At 60.0% G+C, this 25362-nt stretch carries 43 protein-coding genes; 15 read left to right on the top strand and 28 right to left on the bottom strand.

Annotated features, from left to right (window positions below; genetic code table 11):
• The first annotated feature begins 20 nt into the window (after positions 1 to 20).
• The 3 genes from ACUTAF_RS24490 (at position 21) to ACUTAF_RS24480 (ending at position 2472) form a co-directional block, all read left to right on the top strand.
• Positions 21 to 953, top strand: coding sequence for a hypothetical protein (locus tag ACUTAF_RS24490; protein WP_279649005.1), 933 nt, complete (start codon positions 21 to 23; stop codon positions 951 to 953).
• 253 nt (positions 954 to 1206) lie between these two features.
• Complete coding sequence (locus ACUTAF_RS24485) at positions 1207 to 1389, top strand: hypothetical protein (RefSeq protein ID WP_279649004.1); 183 nt, start codon at positions 1207 to 1209, stop codon at positions 1387 to 1389.
• Between the two features lie 165 nt (positions 1390 to 1554).
• The gene (locus tag ACUTAF_RS24480) at positions 1555 to 2472 is read left to right on the top strand and encodes an Abi family protein (RefSeq protein ID WP_088192465.1); all 918 of its coding nucleotides are present in this window, start codon (positions 1555 to 1557) and stop codon (positions 2470 to 2472) included.
• Between the two features lie 28 nt (positions 2473 to 2500).
• On the opposite strand, the gene ACUTAF_RS24475 is transcribed toward ACUTAF_RS24480, so the two are convergent.
• From ACUTAF_RS24475 to ACUTAF_RS24420, 12 genes are all read right to left on the bottom strand, one after another.
• Positions 2501 to 2923 (bottom strand): GTP pyrophosphokinase, encoded by a 423-nt coding sequence (locus ACUTAF_RS24475; protein ID WP_445582533.1) that lies wholly within the window; start codon positions 2921 to 2923, stop codon positions 2501 to 2503.
• A 1-nt stretch (position 2924) separates the two neighbouring features.
• Positions 2925 to 3257 carry a hypothetical protein gene (locus tag ACUTAF_RS24470; protein WP_279649001.1) on the bottom strand — a complete coding sequence of 111 codons (333 nt, stop codon included), beginning with the start codon at positions 3255 to 3257 and terminating at the stop codon, positions 2925 to 2927.
• A gap of 61 nt (positions 3258 to 3318) precedes the next feature.
• Positions 3319 to 3609, bottom strand: coding sequence for a hypothetical protein (locus ACUTAF_RS24465; RefSeq protein WP_445582532.1), 291 nt, complete (start codon positions 3607 to 3609; stop codon positions 3319 to 3321).
• A complete protein-coding gene (locus ACUTAF_RS24460; RefSeq protein ID WP_445582531.1) occupies positions 3606 to 3926 on the bottom strand; it encodes a hypothetical protein in 321 nt (106 codons plus the stop codon). Before ACUTAF_RS24460 ends, ACUTAF_RS24465 begins: the two co-directional genes overlap by 4 nt.
• On the bottom strand, positions 3923 to 4222 hold the full coding sequence (locus tag ACUTAF_RS24455; RefSeq protein ID WP_445582530.1) for a hypothetical protein: 300 nt from the start codon (positions 4220 to 4222) through the stop codon (positions 3923 to 3925). Before ACUTAF_RS24455 ends, ACUTAF_RS24460 begins: the two co-directional genes overlap by 4 nt.
• Before the next feature lie 14 nt (positions 4223 to 4236).
• Positions 4237 to 4605: a hypothetical protein gene (locus ACUTAF_RS24450; protein ID WP_279648997.1), complete on the bottom strand. Its 369-nt coding sequence runs from the start codon at positions 4603 to 4605 to the stop codon at positions 4237 to 4239.
• Positions 4606 to 4624: 19 nt separating this feature from the next.
• Positions 4625 to 5245 (bottom strand): hypothetical protein, encoded by a 621-nt coding sequence (locus ACUTAF_RS24445; protein ID WP_445582529.1) that lies wholly within the window; start codon positions 5243 to 5245, stop codon positions 4625 to 4627.
• Positions 5246 to 5268: 23 nt separating this feature from the next.
• Complete coding sequence (locus ACUTAF_RS24440; protein WP_445582528.1) at positions 5269 to 5562, bottom strand: hypothetical protein; 294 nt, start codon at positions 5560 to 5562, stop codon at positions 5269 to 5271.
• A 26-nt stretch (positions 5563 to 5588) separates the two neighbouring features.
• Positions 5589 to 5858: a hypothetical protein gene (locus tag ACUTAF_RS24435; protein ID WP_445582527.1), complete on the bottom strand. Its 270-nt coding sequence runs from the start codon at positions 5856 to 5858 to the stop codon at positions 5589 to 5591.
• The gene (locus ACUTAF_RS24430; protein ID WP_445582526.1) at positions 5824 to 6228 is read right to left on the bottom strand and encodes a hypothetical protein; all 405 of its coding nucleotides are present in this window, start codon (positions 6226 to 6228) and stop codon (positions 5824 to 5826) included. Before ACUTAF_RS24430 ends, ACUTAF_RS24435 begins: the two co-directional genes overlap by 35 nt.
• A 9-nt stretch (positions 6229 to 6237) precedes the next feature.
• Complete coding sequence (locus tag ACUTAF_RS24425) at positions 6238 to 6522, bottom strand: hypothetical protein (protein WP_073666244.1); 285 nt, start codon at positions 6520 to 6522, stop codon at positions 6238 to 6240.
• A 14-nt stretch (positions 6523 to 6536) separates the two neighbouring features.
• Positions 6537 to 6917, bottom strand: a complete 381-nt coding sequence (locus tag ACUTAF_RS24420) for a hypothetical protein (protein WP_073666245.1) — start codon at positions 6915 to 6917, stop codon at positions 6537 to 6539.
• Positions 6918 to 7148: 231 nt separating this feature from the next.
• Between ACUTAF_RS24420 and ACUTAF_RS24415 the strand changes: the two genes are divergently transcribed.
• Entirely contained in the window at positions 7149 to 8480 is a 1332-nt protein-coding gene (locus ACUTAF_RS24415) for a HipA domain-containing protein (protein ID WP_445582525.1), read from the top strand.
• Between the two features lie 121 nt (positions 8481 to 8601).
• Here the strand turns inward: ACUTAF_RS24415 and ACUTAF_RS24410 are convergent, their stop codons facing one another.
• The 6 genes from ACUTAF_RS24410 to ACUTAF_RS24385 form a co-directional block, all read right to left on the bottom strand.
• The gene (locus ACUTAF_RS24410) at positions 8602 to 8826 is read right to left on the bottom strand and encodes a hypothetical protein (RefSeq protein WP_445582524.1); all 225 of its coding nucleotides are present in this window, start codon (positions 8824 to 8826) and stop codon (positions 8602 to 8604) included.
• A 337-nt stretch (positions 8827 to 9163) separates the two neighbouring features.
• On the bottom strand, positions 9164 to 9598 hold the full coding sequence (locus tag ACUTAF_RS24405; RefSeq protein ID WP_045666324.1) for a hypothetical protein: 435 nt from the start codon (positions 9596 to 9598) through the stop codon (positions 9164 to 9166).
• Between the two features lie 36 nt (positions 9599 to 9634).
• Entirely contained in the window at positions 9635 to 10393 is a 759-nt protein-coding gene (locus ACUTAF_RS24400) for a GIY-YIG nuclease family protein (protein ID WP_088192449.1), read from the bottom strand.
• 5 nt (positions 10394 to 10398) lie between these two features.
• Complete coding sequence (locus ACUTAF_RS24395; protein ID WP_445582523.1) at positions 10399 to 10605, bottom strand: hypothetical protein; 207 nt, start codon at positions 10603 to 10605, stop codon at positions 10399 to 10401.
• Positions 10606 to 10667: 62 nt separating this feature from the next.
• Positions 10668 to 11351, bottom strand: coding sequence for a hypothetical protein (locus tag ACUTAF_RS24390; protein ID WP_445582522.1), 684 nt, complete (start codon positions 11349 to 11351; stop codon positions 10668 to 10670).
• 16 nt (positions 11352 to 11367) lie between these two features.
• Positions 11368 to 12126: a hypothetical protein gene (locus ACUTAF_RS24385; protein ID WP_445582521.1), complete on the bottom strand. Its 759-nt coding sequence runs from the start codon at positions 12124 to 12126 to the stop codon at positions 11368 to 11370.
• Positions 12127 to 12240: 114 nt separating this feature from the next.
• Between ACUTAF_RS24385 and ACUTAF_RS24380 the strand changes: the two genes are divergently transcribed.
• The 5 genes from ACUTAF_RS24380 (at position 12241) to ACUTAF_RS24360 (ending at position 14998) form a co-directional block, all read left to right on the top strand.
• On the top strand, positions 12241 to 12714 hold the full coding sequence (locus ACUTAF_RS24380) for a hypothetical protein (RefSeq protein ID WP_445582520.1): 474 nt from the start codon (positions 12241 to 12243) through the stop codon (positions 12712 to 12714).
• 365 nt (positions 12715 to 13079) lie between these two features.
• Positions 13080 to 13439 (top strand): hypothetical protein, encoded by a 360-nt coding sequence (locus tag ACUTAF_RS24375; RefSeq protein ID WP_445582519.1) that lies wholly within the window; start codon positions 13080 to 13082, stop codon positions 13437 to 13439.
• Positions 13440 to 13482: 43 nt separating this feature from the next.
• Entirely contained in the window at positions 13483 to 13731 is a 249-nt protein-coding gene (locus ACUTAF_RS24370) for a hypothetical protein (RefSeq protein ID WP_445582518.1), read from the top strand.
• 243 nt (positions 13732 to 13974) lie between these two features.
• The gene (locus tag ACUTAF_RS24365; protein ID WP_445582517.1) at positions 13975 to 14679 is read left to right on the top strand and encodes a hypothetical protein; all 705 of its coding nucleotides are present in this window, start codon (positions 13975 to 13977) and stop codon (positions 14677 to 14679) included.
• A 10-nt stretch (positions 14680 to 14689) separates the two neighbouring features.
• Positions 14690 to 14998, top strand: a complete 309-nt coding sequence (locus ACUTAF_RS24360; RefSeq protein ID WP_445582516.1) for a hypothetical protein — start codon at positions 14690 to 14692, stop codon at positions 14996 to 14998.
• A 26-nt stretch (positions 14999 to 15024) separates the two neighbouring features.
• Here ACUTAF_RS24360 and ACUTAF_RS24355 read toward each other — a convergent pair whose 3' ends face one another.
• From ACUTAF_RS24355 to ACUTAF_RS24345, 3 genes are all read right to left on the bottom strand, one after another.
• Entirely contained in the window at positions 15025 to 15417 is a 393-nt protein-coding gene (locus ACUTAF_RS24355; RefSeq protein ID WP_445582515.1) for a hypothetical protein, read from the bottom strand.
• Positions 15418 to 15741: 324 nt separating this feature from the next.
• Positions 15742 to 17010: a DNA methyltransferase gene (locus ACUTAF_RS24350; protein ID WP_445582514.1), complete on the bottom strand. Its 1269-nt coding sequence runs from the start codon at positions 17008 to 17010 to the stop codon at positions 15742 to 15744.
• 4 nt (positions 17011 to 17014) lie between these two features.
• Positions 17015 to 17860, bottom strand: coding sequence for a hypothetical protein (locus ACUTAF_RS24345; RefSeq protein ID WP_445582513.1), 846 nt, complete (start codon positions 17858 to 17860; stop codon positions 17015 to 17017).
• 121 nt (positions 17861 to 17981) lie between these two features.
• Here ACUTAF_RS24345 and ACUTAF_RS24340 point away from each other — a divergent pair, with 121 nt between their 5' ends.
• Both ACUTAF_RS24340 and ACUTAF_RS24335 read left to right on the top strand, forming a co-directional pair.
• Positions 17982 to 18560 carry a hypothetical protein gene (locus ACUTAF_RS24340; protein ID WP_140422149.1) on the top strand — a complete coding sequence of 193 codons (579 nt, stop codon included), beginning with the start codon at positions 17982 to 17984 and terminating at the stop codon, positions 18558 to 18560.
• Positions 18557 to 19246 (top strand): hypothetical protein, encoded by a 690-nt coding sequence (locus ACUTAF_RS24335; RefSeq protein ID WP_088192436.1) that lies wholly within the window; start codon positions 18557 to 18559, stop codon positions 19244 to 19246. The genes ACUTAF_RS24340 and ACUTAF_RS24335 overlap by 4 nt, the downstream gene beginning before the upstream one ends.
• Here ACUTAF_RS24335 and ACUTAF_RS24330 read toward each other — a convergent pair whose 3' ends face one another.
• Positions 19247 to 20176 carry a nucleotidyl transferase AbiEii/AbiGii toxin family protein gene (locus ACUTAF_RS24330; RefSeq protein WP_088192435.1) on the bottom strand — a complete coding sequence of 310 codons (930 nt, stop codon included), beginning with the start codon at positions 20174 to 20176 and terminating at the stop codon, positions 19247 to 19249. It abuts the gene before it with no gap.
• The gene (locus ACUTAF_RS24325; RefSeq protein WP_045665634.1) at positions 20173 to 20745 is read right to left on the bottom strand and encodes a hypothetical protein; all 573 of its coding nucleotides are present in this window, start codon (positions 20743 to 20745) and stop codon (positions 20173 to 20175) included. The genes ACUTAF_RS24330 and ACUTAF_RS24325 overlap by 4 nt, the downstream gene beginning before the upstream one ends.
• A 188-nt stretch (positions 20746 to 20933) precedes the next feature.
• On the opposite strand from ACUTAF_RS24325, the gene ACUTAF_RS24320 reads away from it, so the two are divergent.
• Both ACUTAF_RS24320 and ACUTAF_RS24315 read left to right on the top strand, forming a co-directional pair.
• Positions 20934 to 21215: a hypothetical protein gene (locus ACUTAF_RS24320; protein ID WP_088192434.1), complete on the top strand. Its 282-nt coding sequence runs from the start codon at positions 20934 to 20936 to the stop codon at positions 21213 to 21215.
• A 13-nt stretch (positions 21216 to 21228) separates the two neighbouring features.
• Positions 21229 to 22386, top strand: a complete 1158-nt coding sequence (locus ACUTAF_RS24315) for a hypothetical protein (protein WP_140422148.1) — start codon at positions 21229 to 21231, stop codon at positions 22384 to 22386.
• Between the two features lie 238 nt (positions 22387 to 22624).
• On the opposite strand, the gene ACUTAF_RS24310 is transcribed toward ACUTAF_RS24315, so the two are convergent.
• Positions 22625 to 22936: a hypothetical protein gene (locus ACUTAF_RS24310; RefSeq protein WP_445582512.1), complete on the bottom strand. Its 312-nt coding sequence runs from the start codon at positions 22934 to 22936 to the stop codon at positions 22625 to 22627.
• Positions 22937 to 23080: 144 nt separating this feature from the next.
• Between ACUTAF_RS24310 and ACUTAF_RS24305 the strand changes: the two genes are divergently transcribed.
• Together ACUTAF_RS24305 and ACUTAF_RS24300 are read left to right on the top strand one after the other, a co-directional pair.
• Positions 23081 to 23728, top strand: a complete 648-nt coding sequence (locus tag ACUTAF_RS24305; RefSeq protein ID WP_445582511.1) for a hypothetical protein — start codon at positions 23081 to 23083, stop codon at positions 23726 to 23728.
• 11 nt (positions 23729 to 23739) lie between these two features.
• A complete protein-coding gene (locus tag ACUTAF_RS24300) occupies positions 23740 to 24111 on the top strand; it encodes an ASCH domain-containing protein (protein WP_445582510.1) in 372 nt (123 codons plus the stop codon).
• Between the two features lie 19 nt (positions 24112 to 24130).
• On the opposite strand, the gene ACUTAF_RS24295 is transcribed toward ACUTAF_RS24300, so the two are convergent.
• From ACUTAF_RS24295 to ACUTAF_RS24280, 4 genes are all read right to left on the bottom strand, one after another.
• A complete protein-coding gene (locus tag ACUTAF_RS24295; RefSeq protein WP_445582509.1) occupies positions 24131 to 24337 on the bottom strand; it encodes a hypothetical protein in 207 nt (68 codons plus the stop codon).
• A 10-nt stretch (positions 24338 to 24347) separates the two neighbouring features.
• Positions 24348 to 24731 (bottom strand): hypothetical protein, encoded by a 384-nt coding sequence (locus ACUTAF_RS24290; protein ID WP_088192430.1) that lies wholly within the window; start codon positions 24729 to 24731, stop codon positions 24348 to 24350.
• Positions 24732 to 24782: 51 nt separating this feature from the next.
• On the bottom strand, positions 24783 to 25088 hold the full coding sequence (locus ACUTAF_RS24285) for a hypothetical protein (RefSeq protein ID WP_445582508.1): 306 nt from the start codon (positions 25086 to 25088) through the stop codon (positions 24783 to 24785).
• 16 nt (positions 25089 to 25104) lie between these two features.
• Positions 25105 to 25362 (bottom strand): hypothetical protein (locus ACUTAF_RS24280; protein ID WP_445582507.1); only part of this gene is annotated, 258 nt, incomplete at its 5' end.

The raw sequence follows: 25362 nt of genomic DNA, 5'->3' as shown, positions 1-25362 counted from the left end.
CAACCAACAAGGACTCCCAGATGATCCACCACCACCAGCGCCGCGCGATCGGCGCACTGCTCTGCACTGCCCTGCTCCTCTCTGCATGCGGCGACGACAAGTCGCCAGCACCGCAGGCCAAGGCTCAACCGGCAGCGCCGGCGGCAACCAAGGTTGCCGAGCCGGCCGTAGCGGAGAACCCGCGCGAAGTGAATGCCGATTCGAAATTCCGGCTGGGCGCGCCCGGGCCGGCGCCGAGCTTCGACCAGTACCTGGAGATCACCACCGGCAACCAGCTGGCCTTCATGTACAACAAGCAGGCAGAGCAGATGGACAGCATTGAGTTCATCGCCAAGTCGATCAACATCGAGCAGGCCGAACCCGACCTCCAGCCGCTGCTCAAGCAGCTGGAAGAGGCCGAGAACGCTGGCAATCCGTTCACCAAGAGCGATGCCGTGGAAGCCATTCAGCCATTCATCCAGCAGCAGATCCTCGCCGCGCCCGAGGACCGCTACGTGAAGATGTTCTTCACGGCTCAGGAGATGGAATTCCAACCCTACGACTTCGAGCGCAAAGGCTTCGAGATCCAGAACCGCCTGTTCCGGCCGGAGCTGGAGAACGCCAAGCGCAAGGCAACCGTCGGCTGGGACGCGTACAGCAAAATGCCGCCGGAGAAGGCCTACATCACCTTCTCGGACAACCGGGTCTACAGCCTCGGCTTTGAGAACGGCCCGACCGCCAACTTCCTGAAGGTCGAAGACGAAGCTACCGCCCGCCGCCTGCAGGACGCGTTCCTGGCCAACGACCATGGCATATGGCTCTACGGCCTGATCATCGCCACCCAAGACAACACCAACCCCGACAACCCGAACACACCGCGCCGAGCGCTGCTGGTCGACCTGCAGGCGCTGGATGTAGTGGAGGGTGCCGAGCCGACACCAGCCAGCCCCCCGATTTTCAGCCGCAAACTCTGAGCCAACTCCTTCAGTGCAGTAAAAGGCCGGCGCAAGCCGGCTTTTTTGTGGGTGGCTGGCGAAGTAGTCCACGGCGCCGACGGCCGGCGCCGAGAGCTTCAGAGGAGGTTCCCGACGAACGGCCAGGGCCGCGCCGCAGTAGACGGCGCCGCGCGGCGCCGGAACTGGCGCCGGCTACGAGATCGTTCGCCGTCATTGAACCGGCCGCCCAGGCCGCTATATTCCACGCATCACCACAACCGAAAGGTCTATCATGTCCAAGCGCGCCGCCTTCAAGCTGTTCAGCTGCCTCGGCCTGGCTTTCACAGCCGTTACCGTGATCGCGCCCTATGTGCCGTCAGCCACAGTGCACGAGGCTGCATTCTTCGCGCTGATTGGCCTCTACGTGCCCATCGCTGGCCTCGTATGGCGCTATGCACCGCCGCAAGTGCAATGACGGGGTTCACGGGACTTCACGCCGGATAACCGCACTTCACCTTGCATCACGCGCAGTATTGCGCAATACTTCGTCCCAAGAATAACCCCCACGCCTCGGGCGGGACTCGTCCCGTACTGCGCACCAGGGGGTTAGTTTTTTCTACTGCCAGCAGGAAGCTTCGGCATGCCGCATGCCCCCACGCTTTATTCCAAGCCTGCGAAAACCCCTCACGCCCTGCTGCGTCACCTCCGAACGAAAGGCCTCAACACCCGCGGCCAACGCGACAAGGCCATCAAGGCCCTGGAGTTCATCGGCTATTTCCGCCTGCTGATCTACATGCGCCCTCTCCAGGACGCTGCCAAGCAGTTTCACCCGGGCGTGCGATTCGACGATATCCTGGCGCTCTACGACTTCGACCGCCGCCTGCGACTCGTCTGCCTCGACGCGATCGACCGTATTGAGGTCGCCTTCCGCGCGGCGATCGCCAACACCCTGGCCAATGACCGCAGTTGCGGCCCCCACTTCTACCTCGACGCGATTCACTTCCAGGGGCTCGATGAGCACCGTGACTTTCTGAAGAACGTCCTCGGGCTGAGGATCAAAAACGCGCCAATTCGGCACTACTACGACACCTACAACAGCCCGCCCTTTCCGCCAATCTGGGCGGTGCTGGAGGCCATGAGCATCGGCCAGTTGTCCCGGCTACTGGCCGGCCTGCACCTGGATCATCGCAAGAGCATCGCCGCCTGCTTTGGCTACGATGAATCGGTCGTCTGCTCTTGGCTGAAGAGCCTCACGCTGCTGCGCAACCTGAGCGCCCACCACGGCCGGCTGTGGAACACCTCGATCACCTCGGACACACCGGTCTTCGCGAAGGCGATCAAGCAGGAGTTTCCGGCTCACGCCGACCGGGGGCGCGTGTTCGCCCGGGCAGTAGCCGTGCAGGCCCTGCTGCGGGTCGTCGACCCGACGGCGGACTGGAAGGATAAGTTCAAGGGGCTGATGGCCACGTTGCCGACGGCAACGCTAGCGAAGGCCGGGATGACCCCGGCCATTCTCGGGTTGGTCCCTGGATGGGACACCAGGGCCTTCTGGAACTAGCCGCGCAGTCAGGCGCGGCCACCGGGGCTCACACAGCCTGCAGGTAATGCCAGGCCTTGTGATACTTCTGGACGCGCCGCAGATCCTGTTCGTTCAGCTCGACCAGGCGGAGCACGTTGAGGTTGTCCTCAATATCGGCAAGTTTCACCTTCCGCGCGAGGTCGTTCGGCTTCAGCCGCTCGATGAATGCCATGTAGGACTCGCCGGCCTGGCGCGTCAACGCCACGACCGCCTCGATCACGACCTCTGGAAAACCGTCTTCCCGCAAATCCTCGGCCGTCACATCCGAGTCCTCAATGACATCGTGAAGGAGCGAGACGACCTGGGAGATCTCGTCGTGCATCTTCGCCATGAGGCGCAGGGGATGGAGCACATACGCCTGGCCAGCCTTGTCGCGCTTGCCGCGGTAAGCCGACAACGCGCGCTCCAGGGCGATCTCAATCAACGCCATGTCAGCCCCCTGCCCTTTGGCTGGCCAGCTGGTCGACGTTGAGTTGGCTCCGAAAAGCCTCTTTCTGGGCCACGACAGGATCCAGCGATTCGCCAGCAGCTTCGCATTGTGCGATCGCCTGCTGGTGAGCTGTATCGATCTTGACCTTGAGTTCTGCGTGCTCCACCTCATCGACCATGCCAAGCAGGTAGAGCGTGCGGAGAATCCCTCGGCACTCACCGAAGTAGCGCCCGCGGAACTCGGTCGAGTTCTGCCGAGCCAGATCCTTGATGGTGGAATCCAACTCCCAGAGCATGTCCTCTTTTGTGAAGGGCTTCGTCTTGGTTTCGGCCATGCTGGACACCTATCTCATGAGCTTGATGTTGCATCCTGTTGCACTACAGTGTGCAACACCCTCAATCCCCGACGCGCAGCGGGCTCGTGCCCAGCGCCTCGCGCGCTTCATTCGTTGCGGCAATCTCCTTCGCCTCGATATCGTGCAACGCCTCGACAGCAGCTGCAGACAGTCCGCTGTCGGCCTGATGGGCCAGGGCAAGCAGAGCTGTTAGGCCACCGCGAGCCCGATCGTAGTCCCGCTGATCTTCTTCCGTGTCAGCCCTATCCTTGAGCATGAGGTAGAACCGCACCTCATCGGCCAGAAGGCCTTGAGCAGCATTCACGATGGCTGTTTCGAGCTGGGTCATCATTGGCCAGGTCCTTCTAAATCAGTTTGGTTGACTGAGGCGTCGGCGGGCGCGGACTCAGGCGCTGCGCGCCATACGATCCGGCCATCCTCAGCGAGAGCCAGCAGCTTCGCATACGCCTCAGCATTTCTCAGAGTCCACGCCTCACGGTCACCGCCATTCAGATTGATCAGGCAGCCGCTGTACTTCAGATAGCCACAGGCGAGAAGAGGGTCATTACCGGTAGCGGCGAGCGCCTTTTTGGCAGACATCATGCCTTCCCCGGTGAACTCCCGGACGGCGTTGACCAACCCGAGCATCTGCGTGTCTGCAGGTTTCATGCGCCCGCCTTCTCGGAGGCGGGCAGCGCGTACGCGAACTCCCGCGGACGGCGACGAGCACTTGCGCCGAGTCCGATCATCATTCCGCCGGCGGCTCCGAAGACGACACACATCCCGGGGCCCAGAATCATCACATCCACCCAGTGACGGTTGAGTAGCTCGCTCACGCCCTGGAATCGCAGGACCGCCTCGGCCTGGCCCATGACAGCAGCAACACCGAGCATTGCTGCAACCACACCGGCAAAGACGGTGAACATCAGGCCCATCACAACCATCGAACTGAGTCGATTTTCCATACTGCGCTCCGCGTCTATTGGATAGTCGTTTGACTGAACAGGGCTGCGTCCTTCGCGGACAACGACCGGCGATCGCACCCCTTCTGATGAAGGAGCTGCTGGCTTTCACACATCATCCCGGCGATCTCGGCCGCGTTCTGCTCGCAATAGCCCATCTTCGCCAGCTGGCGAGTGACATCCTCGCCACGAATCGGCAACGGCTTGCGACCCAGGTAGCCCGCAGCGAAGCTCATGCTCAGCCGCCTGGCCATCCACTCGGCCAGCTCATCAGCGACCGAGGAATGGTAGTTCCGCAGCCGGAGGGCCACGCGGGCATCGTATGGGGTGACCCAAAGCGGGACACCCGCCTTGGCGAAGGCGTTGTGGATCAGTTGCGCGGCCATGCTGGCGAACCTCTCTGCATCAGCTGATTACGGTGTAGCGCCTCTGGGCGCCCTCGGCGCCGACCAGCAGTTGGCCGCCCTGCTTGAACACGGGCTCGCCCTTTTTGACGGTGCCTAACAGCCCTGACACGCGGAAGAAGCCCTCCGAGGTCTCCACCAGGGTCTCGCTGGACGAGAAGAAGCCACCTTTGGCAATGCTAATTCCAACCAGCACACCGACCGGCGCAGGCCGCGCTGCGCGCGCCGCCTCCTCGCAGCGGCGCTGGTGATATGCCTCTTTCGAGCCGGCCTCGATGATGCCGACGCGATAGCGGACATAGCCCACCCACGGGAGCACCAGAGCCGCCCAACTCACGCCACCCACGAATCGGTGAATAAACGTCAGCGGGCCGGAAAGGAACTGGGATGGCTCTACCTCAGCGACACGAGTACCGGGCGCCAAACTGCCGAGCCACTCGGCGAGATCCAGAGGACTGACATTGATCACGCCGACCCAGTACAGGACAGCAGCCGCAATGAAGCCCCATCGTCCCATCAGAGCCCAGAAGACCCAGGGCTCGGAAGCCAGCGCCGCCGCGGAGCGGGCAGTGGCATCATTCGCGGATTCGCTCGACTGAAGTTCATGCTGATCTTGCTTCATGGATGCTTTCCTCAAACAGTCGATTACTGAGTGCCAGACAGCCAGCACGGCTGTGTTGCCTCTGACAGCCACTCGCGGAGCGTTCCTGCAGCAACCCCTGGATGATCCTCTTCCTGCCAGGGCTTATCCAAAACATCATCAGACACAAGCTGAGCAGGCTCACGATCCACTTCGTCCAACTCGTTCACATCCAGGTGGAGTTGCTCAGCCTCAGTCGCCGAATTGGCCGCATAGTAGTCGTGGTCACCTACCTGATAGACGCTCAGGTTGTGAGCCTTTACAGAAGGCTCTCCATCAAGTGTGAGTTGTTCGCCCATCAGGTAGCTCCTTGATCAGCGTGAGATTAGAGATGGAATTCGTCTTTGATGAGTAGAAAAGGAGCTTCACCGACAGGCTTCTGCTGAGCTGCCGCTTCATCCGGCTTCAGCGCATCACGAATGCTGGAGACAACCGACCGGCCCAGCGTTTCCAGTGCACGCTCTTCTGGACCCTCGATCTCGATGGTGATTGGCTTGAAGCCTCTCGGCAGACGGTCCGCCCCCCGCAGCTTCAGTCGCAACGCCCACGATTGTTGCCAGTTAAGGCCGCGATACAAGGTCTGTGCATTCTTCACCGCTAGATTCCTCGATCAATTTGAGCTTGATGCTGGCTATGTTTTCTCGATGCACCTTAACGTCTTGCAACGGCCTTCCGGTGCGGCCATTGAGCTTCGCCTGTCCACCGTTTTGCAGGCCATACACCACCACCGAACCAGCATGAAACTCGTTGGTAGCGCGAACTTCATAACTCTCGCCATCCTTGAGTGTCACAACGTAGTCCTGCCACATATTCGGGTTGTAAACCAAGCCACAACCCCAGCTGCACACGTTTGCAGCAGAACCATCCGGACAGACCTTCGGCCCGTGGAAGCCCAGTCGACAGCAGAGACCGCGGCGGAAAGCGCCGTAGGCTTTGCGCCCTAAAATGCGCTGGAGTGGATGCACGGAGATTTCCTAGTTGAACAACAAATGAAGCCCCACGGTGGATACCACCAGCGAGACCATAATCACGATGACCACGAGCAAGCCACGGAGACCGTGCGCCCGAAAATCGACACCACAAGCGCTTGCAATGGCTGCCGCTGTAAAGCCGTAGATGATCGCGCTTGATCGCCCGATATCCCATCCCAGGACGAGCATCGAGAATCCGACCAGGGCAGCAGCGAAGGCCAGAATAAATCCCACCAACGGGAGGTCTGAAAGCCCAGGCTGGCGAAGCTGTACGCCAAAAATTTGCATCTTGGTTCCTTTCATCAATGGCCGAGCCAAACACGCTTGCCATCAGCCCAGTCGTAGAGTTGATCCAGCATGCCGTTCAGGTCTTTCAACGGGGTGATCTCCACCTCGCCGTGATAACTATCAGGCTTCAGTGCCTCCATCCCCTCAACGATGTTGGTCAGATCTTCATCCAAATCGGACGACTCCCAATCCAACCAGCTCGCCGGCACCTTGCTACGGATCAATGCGCCGATGCGGTTGGCCACCCGTGCAGCATGCTCATTCGAGGTGTTCGCCTGGTCTTCGCGCAGGATCGCCTTGATGTCGATTCTGCGATCCCACACGGGCTTGCCGGCGGCACGACGCTCAGCTGCAACCCGGTGGTTCTCGACGATGCTTTCGATGGTGCGAGGCATGACTCTCATCCTTGGATGAAGCGGCAGGTAGTCTTGAGCTCATAATTAGGCACTTGTGCCTATATGTCAAGCGGCCACCCCCCCTCAGGCGCATTGGTGGACAGAACCGAGGATTCGTCCACCAATTGCAGGCGCCCGCCGTCGGCGCCGATCGCATTAGCGGCCAACTCTTCATCTCCGGGATTGTCTCACCTACTCTTCATGGATCAAATTGAAAGGAGCGGGATCATCATGGCCGAACATCTGCAGGTCTGGCGCGGCGCGCATCGAGTAGGCGAACTGCTGCTGACCAGTGACAAGCGAACCATGGCCTTCACCTACGCCGACCCCGTTCCTGGACTGGCCATCTCGAACAGCCTGCCCCTGGCCACGAAATCCTTCGACCACTGGGATCTGCGCGCCCACAACTGGTTTGCCAACCTGCTGCCTGAAGAAGGTGCCCGCCAGGCCCTGGCCGCACGCCTCGGGCTCCCCGACACCGACTTCGACCTTCTCGCCACCCTGGCCGGAGATTGCCCGGGCGCCGTGCGCCTCATACCGGACGGGATCGCCCCAGAAGAACCTGCAGGCCGCCGGCAGATCGACCTCGAAGCCCTCGGCCTATGGGCGAGTGGGAAAGAGCGCTACGCGCTCTACGGCGCCGGCAACCTCAGCGACACTCGCCTGACGCTCCCCGGCAACCAGGACAAGATCCCCGCGCTCGCGCAGAACGGCAAACTCTACCTACCCACCGGCAGCCAGGCCTCATCGCACCTGCTGAAGTTCGCCCCCTGGAGTTCGCTGATCATCAACGAGCTCTACCTGACGCACCTGGCGCGTGCCGCCAGCGTCCCCGCCGCATGGACGCAGGTCGGGCGCACCGATCAGGGTCTGTACCTCCTCGTGCGCCGCTACGACCGCCAGTACGACGAAGCCGGCAACCTGCAGCGCCTGCATCAGGAGGACCTCTGCCAGGCGCTGGGCCTATCCTCCGCCCAGAAGCGCGAGACCAACTCGGGCCCCTCCCTCGCCGCGTGCGCGGCGCTCCTGCGCGGGATCACCCAGCATCCAGATCAGCAGGTCGAGCAGCTGCTCCAGTGGCAAATGTTCAACGTCCTGACCGGCAACTGCGATGGCCACGCCAAGAACCTCTCGGTGATCCAGGACGCCGGCGGCAACTGGGCGCTCGCCCCGGCCTATGACCTGATGTGCACCCTACCCTTCACCCATGATCGTCATCTCGCCTTCGCCGTGGCCGACAACCATGAACCGGAGAGGATCACCCCGGCAGACTGGGAAGCGCTGGCCACCGACATGGGGGTAAGTCCATCCCGGGCGCTGCGCATGCTAGCCGGCCTGGCACAGCAGCTGCGCGAACTGGCCAACAGCGATGAGTTGCGCGAATCCATGGAAAAGGCCTGGATGGCCGAAGGCGAATGGGACAAGGTGAAACTCGTCCGCCAGCTGGTCTGCCAGCAGTGCGATCGGGCATTGGAAAACCTGGCTGAGGCGGGGGTAAACCCGGGCTTTGATCCAGCGGAACTTGATCAACAGATGGGGAGCAACGCAGTCACCTTGGGGTGAGGCAACCTTGGCCATGGGATGGGGCAATCCCTGCTTGCCGCGTAGCGGCGCGCTCCATGGCCTGGCGCAGCCAGGCAACTAGACATAACACAAAAAATATACGTGAGCAGGTCCACCCCAGTCAGATCTGGCGGGACAACCTCATGCGCCGATTGAAGTCCGCCCATGCCTCGATGTCGACGGGGGCCACCTGAACCTGATCGTCGTCGGCGAACCAAAATGCATGGCGTTCAGGGCTACCAAACATGAAGTGCACCCTGTATCGGCCACCCAACTCCTCGACCTTGACCACCCTCGCCTCCGGCCAAAGGGCCAGGGCCACCTCACGCGCCTCCAGCAGGGCCACCTCACGCTCCTGGTTCTGTTCATCGTGCTTGATCAGGCATGCCTGGGAGCAATACGCCTGGTACTCATCGAAGCAGGCGCCGGGACCATCATTCGCCGCGGCGCCGCAGCAGGCGCAGGCCACCGGGAGACCGTGCGCAACACGAGCTCTCGCCGGGACTCTCCGATCCGCTGCGTACTGGTCAGCCCATGGGGCACGCGCACAGCTGGTGACAGCCTCCAATCCAACTCCGGCCGCCTCCGAGAACAGCTCCCGCGCCTGACCAGAGGAAATGGCAAAGACCACCTCCTGCAGGCCGGCAGTGGCCACCACGTAGGCAAGAGTCAGCTGCAGAGGGCTAGTGTGCGACATCGAGCGTCCCAGGCTGGATATTGAAGGCGACATGCATGTGCCCATCCAGCTCACCCTGCATATCACCCAAGAAGCAGATCTTCGAGTTCGCCGGCGCACGCTTGAGCGTGGCCTTGATCTTGTTCCGCAGCGGCGTGGGTCCCAGCTTCAGTTCCTGGATGATCAGTGCGTCGTTGCTGCCGAGCGGCAGGTTGGCGAGCGCCTCCATCGCGGCCTGACCGACCACCGTCATGTGCGGCTCACCGCCCTTCATCTCACCGCCAGACCAGCAGCAGTAGTATTTCTTCCGGTCGAACTCGACCTGGTAGACCATGAACTGCATGGACTGCCCGGGACGCAGGCCCATCTGCTCCTGGACGCGCAGCAAGGTGCCGGCCTCAGGCTTGGAACCGGTGATCAGGGTTGATTTGAGGGTTGGCATATTCAGTTCCTTGGGGATTTCAGGCCCGGATTGTACTCAAGCCACAGCCTCGATACAGGCATCGCCCTGCACCGAGTAGCGATCTACCGCGCTGGGCCTGGCAGTATTGAAGCCGGCTTCAATGGAGTTCAGCTTCGCGATCCAGTAGCTCTCGCGGTCCGTGAGGTAATCGGCTGTCGAGCAACCCTTCGGAAACTCAATCACCTCAAGCACCGAATACTCCCAGTCGGTCACAGGAGACGATCGCATCGCCTCATGGAATTTGCAGCCTGTCTGGTTCGTCATGTGCTGCCACCAGCGCAGCGTAAACGGCTGGGTTGTTTGCCCCACGTACACTCGCCCGGTCGACCGCTGCCGAATCTGGTAGATCACCGCAGGCAACTTCCCTTCGTGGGTCAGCCGGAACTCCTGAACCTCACGGGCCTTTCCATCCGCAGCACACCGCTGCGAGCAGTAATCAGGCCCCTTGTGATCGGCGTGGTGGTCGTTGTACTTGTCGATCAGCCTGAAGGTGCTACCGCACTCCTTGCATACCGAATCGCGAAACCGCCGAAGGATGTAGTCGTTGCTGGGGTCCACTTCCTGGATGTGGAGAAGGTACTCATGCTGCTCAACGTCAACCCGAAGAACTCGAAGCGGGAACGCCCGGCCGTACTCCTCGTCAATCATCGCTTTGGCAGCCTTGCGATCAGCTGCAGAAACGAGCCCACTGAAAACCGGGGGCCAGGCCCAGGGCGAATCCCCCTCGAACTCAGGCGGCCTGCGGCCTTTGATCTGATAGTAGAAGTCAGGCATGAGTATCAACTCATGCCTGGCTGCACATCGATAAACTCGACGGAGGTGACCGCCTGCATGTCGTCGTTGCCAGCCACGCCGACATTGAAGGAGTTGTCCTTGTAGTAACGGACGATCTCTTCCTCGGTGCCGTTGATCGCGGTCTCCAGCGTCTTACCGCCCTCGAAAGTCACGCGAACCTCACGGCGGCGCGACTGCTCTGGTGATCTCATGCTCGTCTCCTCATCGCTTTCGAAACAAGATAGGCACTTGTGCCTACTTGGTCAATCCCTTATCAATGCAACGTCGGCGCGAGATCTTCCTCGACAGCCGGATCCCAGGCCGGTAGCCCTGCCTTGGCACAAGCAGCGATCGACGCGGCCGTACCATTGAAGGCATCTGCCTCGACTTCATGCACGCGCAGCGCACCCAGAAAGGAGGCTTTTTGCTGCTCAGTCATGCCGCCCAGCGTCCAGGTCGACACAAACTCTGCAGCCTCTTGTTCGGACGGGAACAACACGGCCGCCTCCTGCCCGACAGGATCGAGGTTGCTCCAGAAGGCCAACCCCATTGCCGTGCCCAGGAACACACCATCGGTAGCATGCACAAGCGCAAAGCCTCTGCGCGGGCTCGGCTCGCCGATGGCAAGGCCTTCCACCGGCTCGAACCCGAGACTGGCGACACGGTGAGCCACGCCGCCGGCAACAACCAGGTCGCCAACAGACGTGGAACGAACTCCACCTGCGACGTGCATCGCGATGCCGGCTGCTTCGTACCAGGGCATATCGACCGTGTTGCTCAGGCGGAAAACGTCAGACAGACCGGCCGCGCGGATTGAGGCAACATGCGTCAGCTTCCCAGCGCTCTTAGCCGCCTCATAGAAGGCCTGAAACTCCTGAGCCGTTGCGCTGGAAAGCGGCACGTCGCGCCACAGGGATACATCCAGGTGGTACAGCTCAAAAACCTTGATAGCTCTCATTGGCCCGCCCTCGACATTACGGATTCAGTTCGGCCCACTGGGGCGCGGGTTCGAGAAATTTCGATTGGTTGAAGAAGCCTTCCAGGCTGTGCAACGAGTATTCGGCATCGAACTTGTGATCAACGCCGATCTGCAGCCGATGGCGAACGGCACGCGCGGTGCGCAGCGTCACCACTTCAAATCGGCCAGCGGGCTCCTTGCCATCCACGGAGGCAATCAACTCGTCGACACGAGCGATCAGCTTTCCATACCCAGCGGCTCGTCCGGCCATCGCTTGCGCTTCCTCGGCACCGGGGAAAGAGGCGAAGAAACTCTCGACGCTCGCCGGCGGCAGGTTCGGGAAAACCTCAACCAGCGCCGCCTGGGCAAGAGCCATCCCGTAACCGCCTTCCTGCTCCGTGCATTCCACCTGCAGCTCGAAGCCACTGAGAGTGCTGGCGGCCAGCAGCAACGCTCCATACACCAGGTGGCCATGCGCATGCTCTGTTGAAAATGCGCCTTCACAGCTATCGCGCTGCAGCGCGAACGGGGCGTCCGATTCAGAATCGACACCGTTGATCCGAACGGCGACTGGCAGGGCATCAAACGCATCGGCGCCGCCCACCAGAGGGGGCGTTCGCAGAAAGGCAGCGTCCGCCTCAACCAAGCTGCCATGCTCATCGCCCAGGGGAATGGAAGCACTCCGGGAGAGCATCACCGACACAGCCAGGCAGAAGACTCGCCACTGATCTGGCGATACTTCGCTGCCGCGGGACCACCGAAACGATTGCGCCATGCCGACCACCTATATTCTTTCAAAATTGTAATACCACAACATGCGGTATATTCTTGAACAGAATAGCGCCGACCGCCTAAAAGCGAAAGGACGCGTCTTTGCCTGGAGAGAACGATGACCTCGACGCACCTCAGAATGCCCGCCCCAACCGCCCTGATGCTCACCGCAGAAAACGATGGGAAAGTGAGCCTCCACCTTCTTGGGCCCGACACTACCGAAGCCGATATCGCGCAGCTGAAGAGCAGCTGCAGCGAATGCTGCGAGCTCGTGAAGGCTGAAGAGATCCTGGAGATGAATCCGGGCGATCTCGCACAGCGCGCTCGCGCCGAAGCCTTCGCCACCGCCGCCGAGTATCACGAAGAACTGCGCCGCGGCTACCTGGCGCACGCCGAAAACATAAGGCAAGGGAAGATGGGCGAGCAGGCCTACTCGACCGCCATGGCGGCCGCCGCCAAGCACGCCGAGTTCGCGGAGGATCTGCGCAAGATTTCCCGCGGTCAGCCGCCGGTTTATGGCTCAGCTCAATACAAGCAGGACCTCCTCGCAGGCACCGCCGGCAAACACCCCAACCGAGCCGGCATCGCGTAACGATCACAAGAGGGCGTCTGCGATGACGGTCGTACGGATCCGCACAGGCATCACCAAGGTTCGGATCGATCCGGAGTCATTGTTCCAGCAGAATCTGAACCGCCGCGAGCTCGGTCAGCCACTTCTACACCGGTGCAGCGTCTGCCACTGCTGCGCAGAATGGGGGCCATCGTGGATCTGGTACGGCAGCTACCGCGACCATGACGACGGAACCATCGCGAAATTCTGCAGCGCCGAGTGCTTCGCAGTCGAACCTGCAGATGTGGTACTGCAGCGCTGCCGGCGGCGCCCCACATGACAATTTGTCGGCTGGACAGCAGCCGATCTACCAACCAGAAGGAGAGCATTCAATGGCTCGAAACCTAATGATCACCGCCCTGTTGATCGCCATGTCTGCGCCGGCGATCGCCAGTTCCTACCAGCCGTCTGCCGAGCGCGATGCGCTCACGACGAAGTTCATTGAGTACCGCTGCAGTGAGGTCCAGAACCCGACCCAGCCGGTCCGGGCCGACAACAACCAGAAGCTGTACTGTCAGTATCTGCTGGAGATGATCGCGTCCAAGTGCAGCGAAACGTCTTGCCCGAGCTATCAAGCCTGGGGCAAGGGACTCAACCCGCCGATCGACGCCAATGCGAAGGATTTCGATGCCCTTCTGAAACAACGCGGGAAAGAGTTTCGCCGCTCGCTTTCGCCGGCCGCACAGCAGCGGCAACAGGCGCAATAGGCACAAATCAGCAACGCCTCACTCAATATCATGGGAGAGCCACATGCTCATCGCATCCCGAAGCGGCACAATATCCGCGGCCAAACTGATCGAAGAAACCAACCAGGCCTGGATCCTGGAGGTAGAGAAGCGTGAGGTTCGGATCAGCAAATCCGATCCCCGCCAGAGAGCGTTTGTGCACATGGACGAAGCGCTAGAATGGGCCGGAGCCGAGCCCGAGCTCGTCGAACACTTCAAACAACAAGGGAACAATGCCGGTGGAGTACGAGCTTCAGATTTCCCACAGGCGTGACGCGATCTGGATCCACGCCTCGGATGGCTCAACCGTCGGTCGCTTTGGCAGGATGGGTGTAGACCTCCACAACACCGTCAGCGAGCAAATGCAGGGCCTGCCACAATGCAGGCTATGCACTCACGGCCGCCCCGGTGCTGTTGAGTGGCAGCTGTTTCGGGACAAGGCGCTGGAATGGTGGGGTGTAGCCGTTCCTGAAAATGCGTTCAATCCAGACTTTCTGGTTCTAGCAGAGCCCTCGGAATGACCTGCCCCCATGCCCTTATTGGCCCAGCACTCGACCGATGGTCAGAGTGCCATTGGCATCTGCATCAGATGGAGGCGCACTACCACCAACCGGACGCCTTCCGTTACGCGCTCAACAGCTTCATCCGGGCTCTGAAAGAAGTTCCCCAGATACTCAAGATGACCATTCAGAACGAGAAGGGGCTGAAGGAGTTGATCCGACCGGAACTGACCGACCTGGAGAACAGCGCTCTTTTCAAGCAGCTCAGCAAGACGCGGAACTATCTGGTGCACCAGGGCATGCTCGAACTGGAGAGCACAGGCAGCGCAGGCACGATGGAGGGGAGGAAGCTCAAGATCTCCTTCCCGTTCAAGGTCGCCCCCTGGGAGAGCAGCGATGAGGCCTACGTCCGCTACAAGCAGGTCTGCCGCACCGACAAATTCATGCGAGGCCTCATAGGCCCTGACTGCGATTCATGCCCTGCCATTTGGCGTACCTGGGTAATCAGCGACTTCCCTGGACGAGATCTACTTGAGGTGGCGTTCGAGGCCTGGCGCAAGCTCGGCGTGGTGCTTTCTGCAGCCGTCACCGCCCGCGGCGGCGAGGCGCTTGACCTGAGCATGCCATGCCGACACGATCCTCAGCTGGTAATGGTCAAGGTCTTCAGTCAACGAGACTTCTTCTTGGAAGTCGACGGCCTTGATATCTCCCTCCAAGACTAGACCCACCGCCATGGCAGAAATCTTCCCTTTCCCAGAGACATCCCGAACTCACAACGCCAAAGTCATGGCCAACCAGGCCGAGCGCAAACGGCTCGCCGAGTGGTTCCGGGCGATCGCACAGCACATCGAGGGAAACGAAATAGAGCGGCCTCCCCTCGCCGCCATGATCGTCCTCTCTGGTGTCGAGGGCGATGAGGTTCTGCACGTCGGCTATCAGCAGCAGGAAGTCAGCCTGGCCCAGGCCGGCACGGCCGCACAACGCCTGGCCACAGCGCCATATCCTCGCCGGGGCGGCAATTTCTTCGACAGACGACGCTGATCGGGCACCGCCCTAACGTCAGCAAGTCAACGCCCAGGAGCCGCCTCATCAACGGAGGCCGGTTCAAACCCGATATGCTGACCGGCCGCTCCAGAACTCACGAGCTCCTGAAACTGGTCAACTGCATAGCAAGTCTCGCCGCCAACCATAGCGTCGCAGGTAGTGATTCGAAGATCGCCAGATGGCACCCACACGAGCTGGATGAAAGGGCCATAGAGGAATGAACAAGGCTGACGCGCAGCCTCGAAGTGATCGTCGAGCACGGCCATGAACAGTTCTTTGTCGCGAAAGAACTTGGCGCCAAGATCCTGGATCATGGAGTCGACCAACGCATCGATCTGCTCGCGGGGCAGGTCTCGCACATTGATGACGCAGGGGAGCCTGAAAGGGATCGGTGAGGGCTGCTTGACTGACTTCATGTTGCGGGTCCTATGCGGGCTCGTCGGCTGGCTCAGACTTGAACCACTGCGGCCTACAGTAACTGATCGTGACCTCAGCCAGGTACAGAACGCGGCCCAAGTAGGTGCCTGAAATCATCGAGCAGGAAAACCTCACCGTACGGCTCAGCCGATGTACCTCGGATGCCGCAGTCTTTCCGAGTGCACTCGACCAAGAACGGCCGGGCCTCATCGCCAGTCAGTCCTACCTGCGACATGGCAAGCCCGTGCAGCGGACAGCATCCGCTCCTCAATCTGTTCGCCCGGTCGCGGGCTGATTGCTTCGCCATCAGAAACTCCAATCGATCACCCCTGAGGGTGAAGCTCACCAGGGCCGCCCAGAGAGGGATTGATCCAGAACCCCTTGAACGGCCGGAAGAGTTCGGCCCCCCCGCGGATGTACTCAAGCATCAACTCCAGGCACAGCCAGCGGCGCTCATTAAGCTCCGCCGCCAGGCCCGTCATACAACGGCCACCGAATAAATCAACCACCAGATCTCCCGGCTCGGTCAGGAATCGAATGAAGAAATCGGGAACCGATAGCGGCCACCCGGCGCCGTGTGTGGGCAGATCCAGCGCCTGCAGGACACGTCGGTGCGCCTTGCCGATCGAACAGGCGTGGCCCATTTCAAGGACATTTCGTGGGATTCTCCCAGTGGTGAGGTTCCCATAGCTGCCCGGACGAATCCTGTAGGCACCATCGCCATACTCAGCATCGCGCCGCTCCCCGCCGGCGGCCATCAGCTTTTGGTGTCGTTCCGTATGCGGCAACAGCACGCGGCGATTATCGGCTTTACACCTCAGCGGATCCGGCGCCATCCACAAACAGGGTTCCCAACACACGTTCAGCTGATTTCGCGCCTTGCTCGCCCAGGCAACCGGGCCAGGCGCCTTCGAGCGATTTGCCCAAATCACCCTGTCCATCAGGTACAGCCCAAGCCGATCTTCCAGAGCGATGGTAACCCGTTCGAGATAGGTTGAGCGCGCCGGTGATTTTTCAAGGAAGACATCATTCGACAGATTCAGGACCAGGGAGCCAGTTGGGGCGATCTTCGGCACGATCGGCTCCAGAACTGCGCAGATGAAGTCGACGTACTCCTCACAGCGAGGGTTGCCGTAAGCCCGAGGGTTTCGCAAGGGATAGGGCGCTGAGGTGAGCAGCAACTCGATGGGCTCATCCAGCTTTGCCAGCGATTGCGGGCTTGTGCCCCAGAGAGCCATCCCAAGATCGGTGCTGAATGCCAGTAGCGTCATCCCCGGCCGCGCCTTGTGAAGGCCGCTGCGCATTTTTTCTGTGAGCCGCCAGACCCCTCGCTCGCCTGGGACACGCTCGATGACCTGGAGATGTTTGAGTTGCTGCTGCTGCCAGCGAATAGCCCTCTTCGCCTTGCTGCGCAGCTTTCCCGCGGTGCCAATCGGCATGCGGTGGTTCAACGTTGCGTCGTTGATACCTGCACGCTTTGCGACGAGCTTGTACAGACTCTCGTTATCGAGAGCGACATCTGGCGCGGCCTTGTAGACCTCTGCCACATGGTGGAAGAGGTTGAGTTGACCGGCGGCCACCTGGTTGTCCATTCGTTCACTCCGGCCTCAAGGGCCACCGACAGTCGTATGGCGTGTCTTCAATCGACGCCATTGATAGCGCATACAGGTCCGCCTGATCGATGCGATGTTTCAGCGCCCCATCAAGCCTGGGCAGGGTATTGGCAAACCGGGTGACACTCGTACCGTCGAACGAGCTCGCGTTCGCCGCGGCGCACATCGCGATGCGCCTGGCACTATTGACGCGCCCGACGTGGAAGTAGCAGTTCCGACGGCGCGCCAGGATCCCCCAGGCTTCCATCGTCTGCAGCTTCCACTCGGTACTGCCGCCCAAGAAGATTCCCACCGAAGGATTGAGGTAGTCGCGAACTTCATCCGGTTGCATCCCGTCTTGCACAGCGATCAGCAGCGTGCGCGGGAATCCTTTCAGTCGCTCCAGCCACCTCAAGGTGAAATCCAGAGACACCTGGCCGCCGGCGACGATATCCGGCAGGACTACCCAGTCAGCGCCCTCTCCCAGCTTGTCTACAGCCCGGCAGAACGCGATTTCACAAAATGGCCGCCCCTGCTGGAAGGCCGACCAGGCGCCGTTATCAAGCGCATAGCGGCTGAAACCCTCAGTCCGCAGCACGCCCGCGGCCGAAACAAGCAGCCGCCATCCAGCGGCACGCATGGCATCGAGATTTCTCCTCGTGCCAGTACGACTGGCGTAGGCCGCCATTGCCGGGGCCTGATAGCCAAGCCTCTCCTCAATTGATGGATCACTATCTGCCGAGCCATCCAGGCAGTAGTAATCGGCATACGCCAACACCGCTTGCGCATAGCCCTGTCTGGCCCCGGAACGATAAGCCTCAAGCCAGTTCGGCAGTTTGAACTCACTCATCACGCACTCGCTGACTTCGATAAATAGGCACTCGTGCCTAGTCTTAACGAAAAGCGAGATGGCGCGCAACTATAAGCAATGGTATTCTTTTGAGACTACCAACCGAAACAGGAACCGGCTCATGACCCTGCGCATGAATCCCACGCGTTTCAACCTGCTCTACATGGCTGCCGCCATCCTGACGGCCGTTCTGCTTGCCCGTCAGTTCGGAACGGTTTTCGCGCTGGGCGGCATCCTGGCGTACGGCATCTTCGTGCTGCTGGAAATCTTGTACACCAGGCTGCCCCGCGGTTTGCAGCCGTTTGCTCCATGGCTGGTTCTTGGCGGATCCTTCGCTGCGGTCGCACTGGGGATGATCATTGCCGGCTCTGCATTCGCGGAGAATGCCCCCCTGGAAACCCCGCTGCCGCCGAAGGAGGTGACCACGCAGGCCGAGCCTGCAGATGAGGCCGCCGCCGGCGCAGAAGCGATCGCCCGCATCTACCTACTGTTTCAACAAGAGCTGGCAGAGCGCGCCAAGAATAAGGGCTTCGATCAGCTGAAGTGGATGCAGTCCATGCAAGGCTGCCTCGGCGACGTGAGCACGCCGAGCATCACGCCGGACACGATGTCCTCCATCGCGGAGTGCGCAGATAAACGCCTGGCCATGGCGCAGCTCCAAGTCAATCAAGCACCAACCGAGGAAGAACCAAAGCAATGAAGGTCAGAGCCGGCCTGGCCTTTGCCATTGCGTGGCCATTCATCGCACTCGCCGCCCCTGTGGAGGAAGGAGCCGACTTGCCAGGCTTACACGTCATGCTCATTAGCACAGCGAGCAATGCAGTCGAAACTGACGCTGCCCTTGCGCTGCATAGCACGGCCGGCGAAGGCAACGCATTTCTATTCCCTGTTGATCAGGGTCCAGAAAGCCTCATCGCCGCCCTTGGCTCAACCCATCCTTCAATCTTTGCCGAGAGAATTCTGCCCCCATCGCGAGAAGCAAATACAGCGCTGGAGGCCTATATCGGCGGTGAAGGCGTGCTGATCCGCACCAAGACCACAAGCATCCAAGGCGATCGGGTCAAAGTGTGGGTGGGGGTTCAGGTTTCACGCGCCGACGCGGGGCCGGCCGAGCCAATTAGTAGAACCAGCTTCCCCGCCGAAATTGCCAACGGCGAAGCCTTTGTTGCGCGCGTGAACACCAAGATGCTCGTTGCGGTTACACCTGAGCCGTTCACTCCTGCCGAGGCGCCGCCCCGAGAACTGGAAACGGCTCAGCAACCTGCCGCGCCGAGCGCCCCAGGCATCCCTGCGTCCGACGGTGAGCCGCGAATCATCTGGGATACAACTCCTGGAGCAGCAGTTCCGGACGAAGAAGCACTTCGGCGGATTCTCCAACAGCCCTGATCATGGGCCGTCATATCCAGGCCCCGCCAAGGACAACAGCTCATCCCGTGCCCGGGCGAAATCTGGATAGGCTTCCTTGAGTTTCACCAGGTCGGCAACCGCATGGCGAAGCCACGCTCCTGCGAATGCCGGCTTGTTGGCAAACATCGTCGCCATCCGACTGTCTACGAAGCGAACCATCTCCGAGCAGAATTTCTCAGCAGCATCCGGCGACTGCATGCGCTCAACAGCGGCATCAAGACCCGCGAGAAACTCATCATCGGAACGTCCGTAGGACGCTACCTTCTGCGCCACCCAGTCGTAGTTCGGCTGGATCCCCTTCTGCGCCAGGAAGTGCACATCCCATACATCCCTCGCCTTCAGGTGGGAGCGAAGCCCGAGCGCGACGAGCTTGTCCGAGTAAATCTCTTCCTGGCTCTCGGCCAGGACAACGATCCCCTGCAGGCCCTGCTGATGCTCGTAGGGGCTGCGCAACACAACCGGGACAGCATCGAGCGAGGGCACGTTGCATACCTCGAAGTTGATGCGCTGCATCTGCGATTCCCAGGGCACCTTGATCTTGAACGTCCAGCGCTTGACCCCAACGCCATCGCCGAGATCGGTATTGGGGCCTGCGACGGCATCGAACTCAATGCCGTACCGGGTCTGCATAGCCTTCTGCAGGACAGATGCCAGGTGCCCAACATCAAGCGGCTCCGGGGAGCCAGCTCCACACACGAAATCGAGGTCCTCGGACAGGCGCGTGCCGTCATAACAGGCCCGCAACGCAGTCCCTCCCTGGAAGACCAGACGATCGCCAAGATCGGAGTTCGACAAGGCATTCAGTATCTCGTAATGCAGGATCTCCTTGAGCACAACCGGCTGAGCCAGCTGGTTGTCAGTCAAGCTCATCGCTTTCGCAACATGGTCCTTCAGTGTGTACGGGCTCAAGGGTGCCGCTCCTCCAGTAGATAGTCGTAGTTGCGTTCAGCTTCCGGACGCACCAGATCAAGATTCCTTCCGATCGCGGTCAGATCAGCGAGAGCCAGCTCGGGGGTTGCAACCCGGATCTGACGGATAGGATCGAATCGTGTTTGCGATAGTCGCGACTCCGAAAATTTATCGCCGGATACACGATTGAACTCAATGATGCCCAGGGGGGTCTGATAAAGGGCAGAACGCCCCGTAGTAACGAAGGTCATGCGGTTCGGAATCTGGCTGATCCAATCGACTTCATGAAGAACAGACTCCAGGGACAAATACGACGGCGATCCTGGTCGAAGGATTGCGACTAACTGGGCGAGGCCATGGATAGGCGGATCTACGCGAGGATTAAGATAATGTCCTCGAAAAACCTTACGGACGCCGACGATATCGGCGTTGCGTCCAAGGTAAACAACAAGCCCGTGCTCATCTACGCCGCTCAGGCGAGACAGGGCCCGGACGTTAAATACCCAAACCCCCTTTGTCGCAAAGGCGTCCAAGGCCTTCAGCACCGCGGTGCGCGTGGATTGTCTCATTCGATGTATTCGCCAGAATTTATGCGGTTACAGTATCGCAATGTTCAAAGAAAATCGAACGGCGATCAGTAACCACAATGATGGCTGGCTTTGCAAGCGGGAAGGTCAACCAATGGACACTGTAGGCCCTTGATCAGCTATACTTGCCCAATGTCGAAACGAATATTGCCCCTTTACGAGGCTCACCCATGAATATCAGCAGCTACACAGCCCAACTAGGCCTGAATGACAGCCAGGTGCCGGTTTGCGTCATGCTGATTACTGACGGAATCGCCGCCACGGCCCCTGAAAAGGACCAAGCCGTTAGCGCTCGCCTGACCGGCGACCAGCTGACCGTCACTTATGGCAGCGAAACCTTGAATTTCACGAAACTCGCGCCTGCCCTCTGCAAAGAGCTGCAGGCGGGGAAACCCTTAGTCCTGAAACACGAAGCTTCCAGCTATGAAGCCCTCGTGCCAGTAACTCTGTAAGCAGGTAAACGAAATGCGTAAACCTCAAAAGAGCATACTGCAAACCCTGGGGGTGACCTCGGTCGTAAGCTACTGGCATGGCGATATTTCGCTATCGCGCGCCATCCAGGCAGCGGTTGTCGCGGGGCTGACCAGCCTGACCATCAGCCACTTCAACCCTGACCACTCTTCCGACTTGCTGCAGGCTCAGCAGGCGCCCGGGCACCTGACATTTCACGATGCAGAAATCAGCCGGATCGCCAATATCAACCTGACCGTCGACACCGAGCACGGCAAGACCGGCTACTTCCAGCGGGACACCTTCGCGCTTGAGAGCAGCTTCAAGAAGGATCTGGAAAGCGAGATCGATACGCTCACTGCGCAGGCCGAACTGGCTGGCTCTTGGGACCTTTACATAGCCGCCCGACTGACCCCTCTCTACCTCTCCGAGGATCCACATGAACGGCAGGTCGCCAACGCAACCCTGAACTACATCCAGAAGCATCAGGGCTGTGCGGCTGGCGAGCTGCCCCGGGCCAGCTACTACACCCGGGCGAAAGCGACCGAGATCGAGGCGGACCGTCAGATCTTCGCCATGGCTGATCAAATGGCTGAAGCACTCCGCAACGCCGGAAAGACCCCGATCACCCGGCGCTCGGCCGAACTCGCGCTGCATTCGTTTGCACCCGAACCCGATCGCCTGCTGGCTGCTTTCAACGTCGCGAAAGGCGCCGAAGAAGGTGCACCAGGCATTCGCAACATCCTGCCCCTGGTGCAGACCGCCATTCAGGTTGAGACAACCCGCCTATCGCTCACCAGCATGGCCGGTCAGATGCTGCGCGTCACCGAGGTGGCCACCAACCCCGCAATCCAGGCACTGACGCTCAGCCGACGCCTGAACATTCCGGTGGCGGTTCGCTCGTACTCGGGCGAGTTCTCCGACCATTACAACCAGAGCAACTTCGAGCCCACGGACGAAACCCTGAACTCCAAGATCAGAACCGGTTTCGATCTGAGCGACGGCCTGGCGATCACCGGCCGCGGAGTGATCCTGAGCCAAGTGCCCCTGGAGCACGAGCAAACCATCAACGTGCCCGAGTTGCGCTACTCGGTTTATCAGGTGGTAGAGCGGAACAGCATCCTTGACCAGGATGAGCCAGTGTTCGCCGCCGACTTCCGAGTCTCGATGTAGTTACTCTCCACTCTCATCAGAGAATGAGAAAAGCCGCCCTCCGGGCGGCTTTTTTATACCATCAGGCGCCGTGTCAATCCCGCCCTTATTCCACCGAAGTCGCTTTAGGCTTGTGACATTCTGTACAGCGATTAGAATCGCAACCTGGCTACAGAGACAGAATTGAATAAGAACGGCTTTGAAACGGCACGAAAGACCCACCGCCCAGCACCCCGCACCTGGATGCATTGCCCGACTATCACTGTGGGGCGATAGCCGGCGCGCCTTGGCCCTCGAAGAGATCGTCGAGCAGCTCTACCTCCTGGAAGAGGATGTTGCGCTGAAAGTCGCGCCGGCAGTCGAGCTGCACCGGAACCCGCATGGGCTCTTCCGGGGATGGCTTGCCACAGACAATCCCTTCGGTAGTTCCTTTTCCCATCGGCACGCGAACCCGCGTTCCCCTGGGGAATGCAGCAGCAACAGCCTTGGCCAGCGCCACCGCCGTTTTCTGGTGCTCTTTGCGGGCCCTCTCAATGTCCGAGAGGCGCGCGCTATCGAGGGGTTTGATCACCGGACAAGCTCCGATTATTTACTAACGCATATCCGCGAGCATACACCCACAATCATTCAGCGGCAAGACGTGGCAACACCGTAACGATGTGCTATTTTTGTTCATGTTTTCCTATTGCAGTCTCAATTGAAAAGGCCGCGCAGCATGAAGAACCCGGCAAGCACCTGGTCGTTCCCCTTTGAGAAGGGAAACGCTCTACCAAAAGACCGAGAAATGCACCCGGTTGATTTCGACATCCCGCACGGGCACCAGTCGCTGTTCCCCGTAGTCGAGGAGTCACGTCACTGGTATCTGTCTGTCCGCCTGCAGGATACCGCGACCTACTTCCTTAGCCCTAGGTCCGGAAGCCCCATTGAGCTCGACACCGCTGCAGCTGAAAAGCAACTCCTGGCGGGACTGCTGAACAACTTGCCGCCACGCGTCAACTCCATCACGCTCTTCGGCCGGATTATGGCGCTACCGGAGTACCTTCATGGGCCGGCGATTGATTACCTGGAGCATCGACGCGTCGACAGCATTCACGAAAGCCAGGCCGAACTCATTTCCGCCCTTCGCAGCTTGAATCAAACCATGGGCGCAACGGTGCAACGCGGCATGAGCGTTTCCAAGATGGCGCGAGAAGTCGCCCAGGCAGCACCTGGCGAGCGCCACAGGCTCCTCAAGTCCTACCGAAAAGATCATCCGGAACACTGGATCGAGGACGCGAGAAAAGCAGCCGAGAGCATGATCGAGCGGGCCCAGAAGAAGCTTCGTGAAAACCCGCCAGACAGCGACTTCGATTTTCGCTTCTGAGGTTGCTCGCCATGCGCAACATGAGCTTCATGCTGACCACCGACCAAGTTCGAAGCGGGACCAAATCGGTCACCCGCAGAGCAGGGTGGCTCCATCTGAAAGTCGGTGACTTCATTTGCGCGGTTGAGAAATGCCAGGGCTTACGCGCCGGCGAGAAACTCAACCGACTGAGAACAATCCAGGTAGTAGATGTGCGCCGAGAGCCACTTCGCGCAATGCTTGATAATCCGGCATACGGGCTTGAGGAATGCATCAAAGAGGGGTTCGGTGATCACCCTACCCTGCGAGAGCCCGCCGAGTTCGTGCAATTCTTCTGTCGCACCCACCGCGGCTGTACTGCTGAGTCAGAAATGACTCGGATTGAATTCGTCTACGTGACGTAAGCTTCGAAAGTCCTCGCCGTTAGCAAGGACCCGCATCCCCCTTCTGATCGCTTAGCTCGTTCATAAGCACGCGCACATCTGCCGCACAACTGGCTTCCAGTTCGCCATCGGGGAACTCTCCATTGCACCGTTCCGTTGACGAGTTGAAGCCTTCCCACCAGGTTTTGGTCAGCAAAGCTTCCAAAGCGGCGTCGTCAAAGCTGTGAGTAACGTTACTGGCTGACATATGTCCTCTCCTATCCAATCGGGTTGCTCGCGTTCTCATCCCGAATCGCGCGACAGAGGTCGAGCAGCGCCTGGCGCACCTTCGGCGATCGTCCTCCACCTGAAAAGGGAACGCAGAACTCGACATCTGCCATCTCCCCTTCGTCGTTGATGACCGCTACGCACACGTCGGAATCTCCATCCAGGATCAGGCGCAGCCGGCCGTTTCCCATGTCCTCTCGCCGCTCGAAGAACTCACCGAGAGGGAGCGAATCATCCGTTTGCTCCGACTGCTGCAGGAGCTCACGGGCGGCCTCGATAACCTGGCTGCCAAACAGCGTGTCGCCGAAGCGACCTCCGTCCGCGAGCTCCATCTCAGCAGCTTCGTCAATTGCGAAACCCGTGATCAAAGCCATGAGTGATTACCTGGGCAAATCGGTATAAGACAAGGAGCGGCGCCAGTGGAATCAGTGCGACTCGCCGAGGCTCTGTCGCTGACTCGAAAGCTCATGCTGGGCATCCCGGATAGAATCACGAGCATCGAATGCCGAGTAAAGCAAGATGGCAATCCCTACGATGGCCAAGCTGGCGGCATAGTCAGGCTTCAGCCCCGACTGAATACCGGCAACAGCAATACAGGCCCCCACGAGCCCAATGACAATGTTGACGTAATCTACATCGCCGGAAAGCTTGACCAACGAAAACACAGAGCGGAACAGATAGGTAACCGCCACCAGGGCGATCAGCATAACCAACAGAGTTGCACTTTCCATAGACACCTCGCGACAGTCACGAAACCATATTAGTTCTGTTAATTAGAACCGTCAAAGCCTTCTTTACGCCGGCTTTCTTGAGTAGATCGCCCCAAGATTGAATGACGTACTCCGGACCACTCTTAGTGATCGACACTCCCAACTCAGCATTGAGGGACGCCACGTAGCTATCGATATTACCCTTGCTGAGGCCCGTCAACTCTGCAACGGTCGTCGCTGTTGCAGGACGCAGCTTGTCGATCGCAGCGAGCACGACAAGAAGCCGGCCGACGTG

The organism is Pseudomonas sp. SP16.1 (assembly GCF_052682975.1).
Note: the sequence above shows the minus strand (reverse complement) of the source record. Positions and strands in the feature narration are given on the sequence as shown.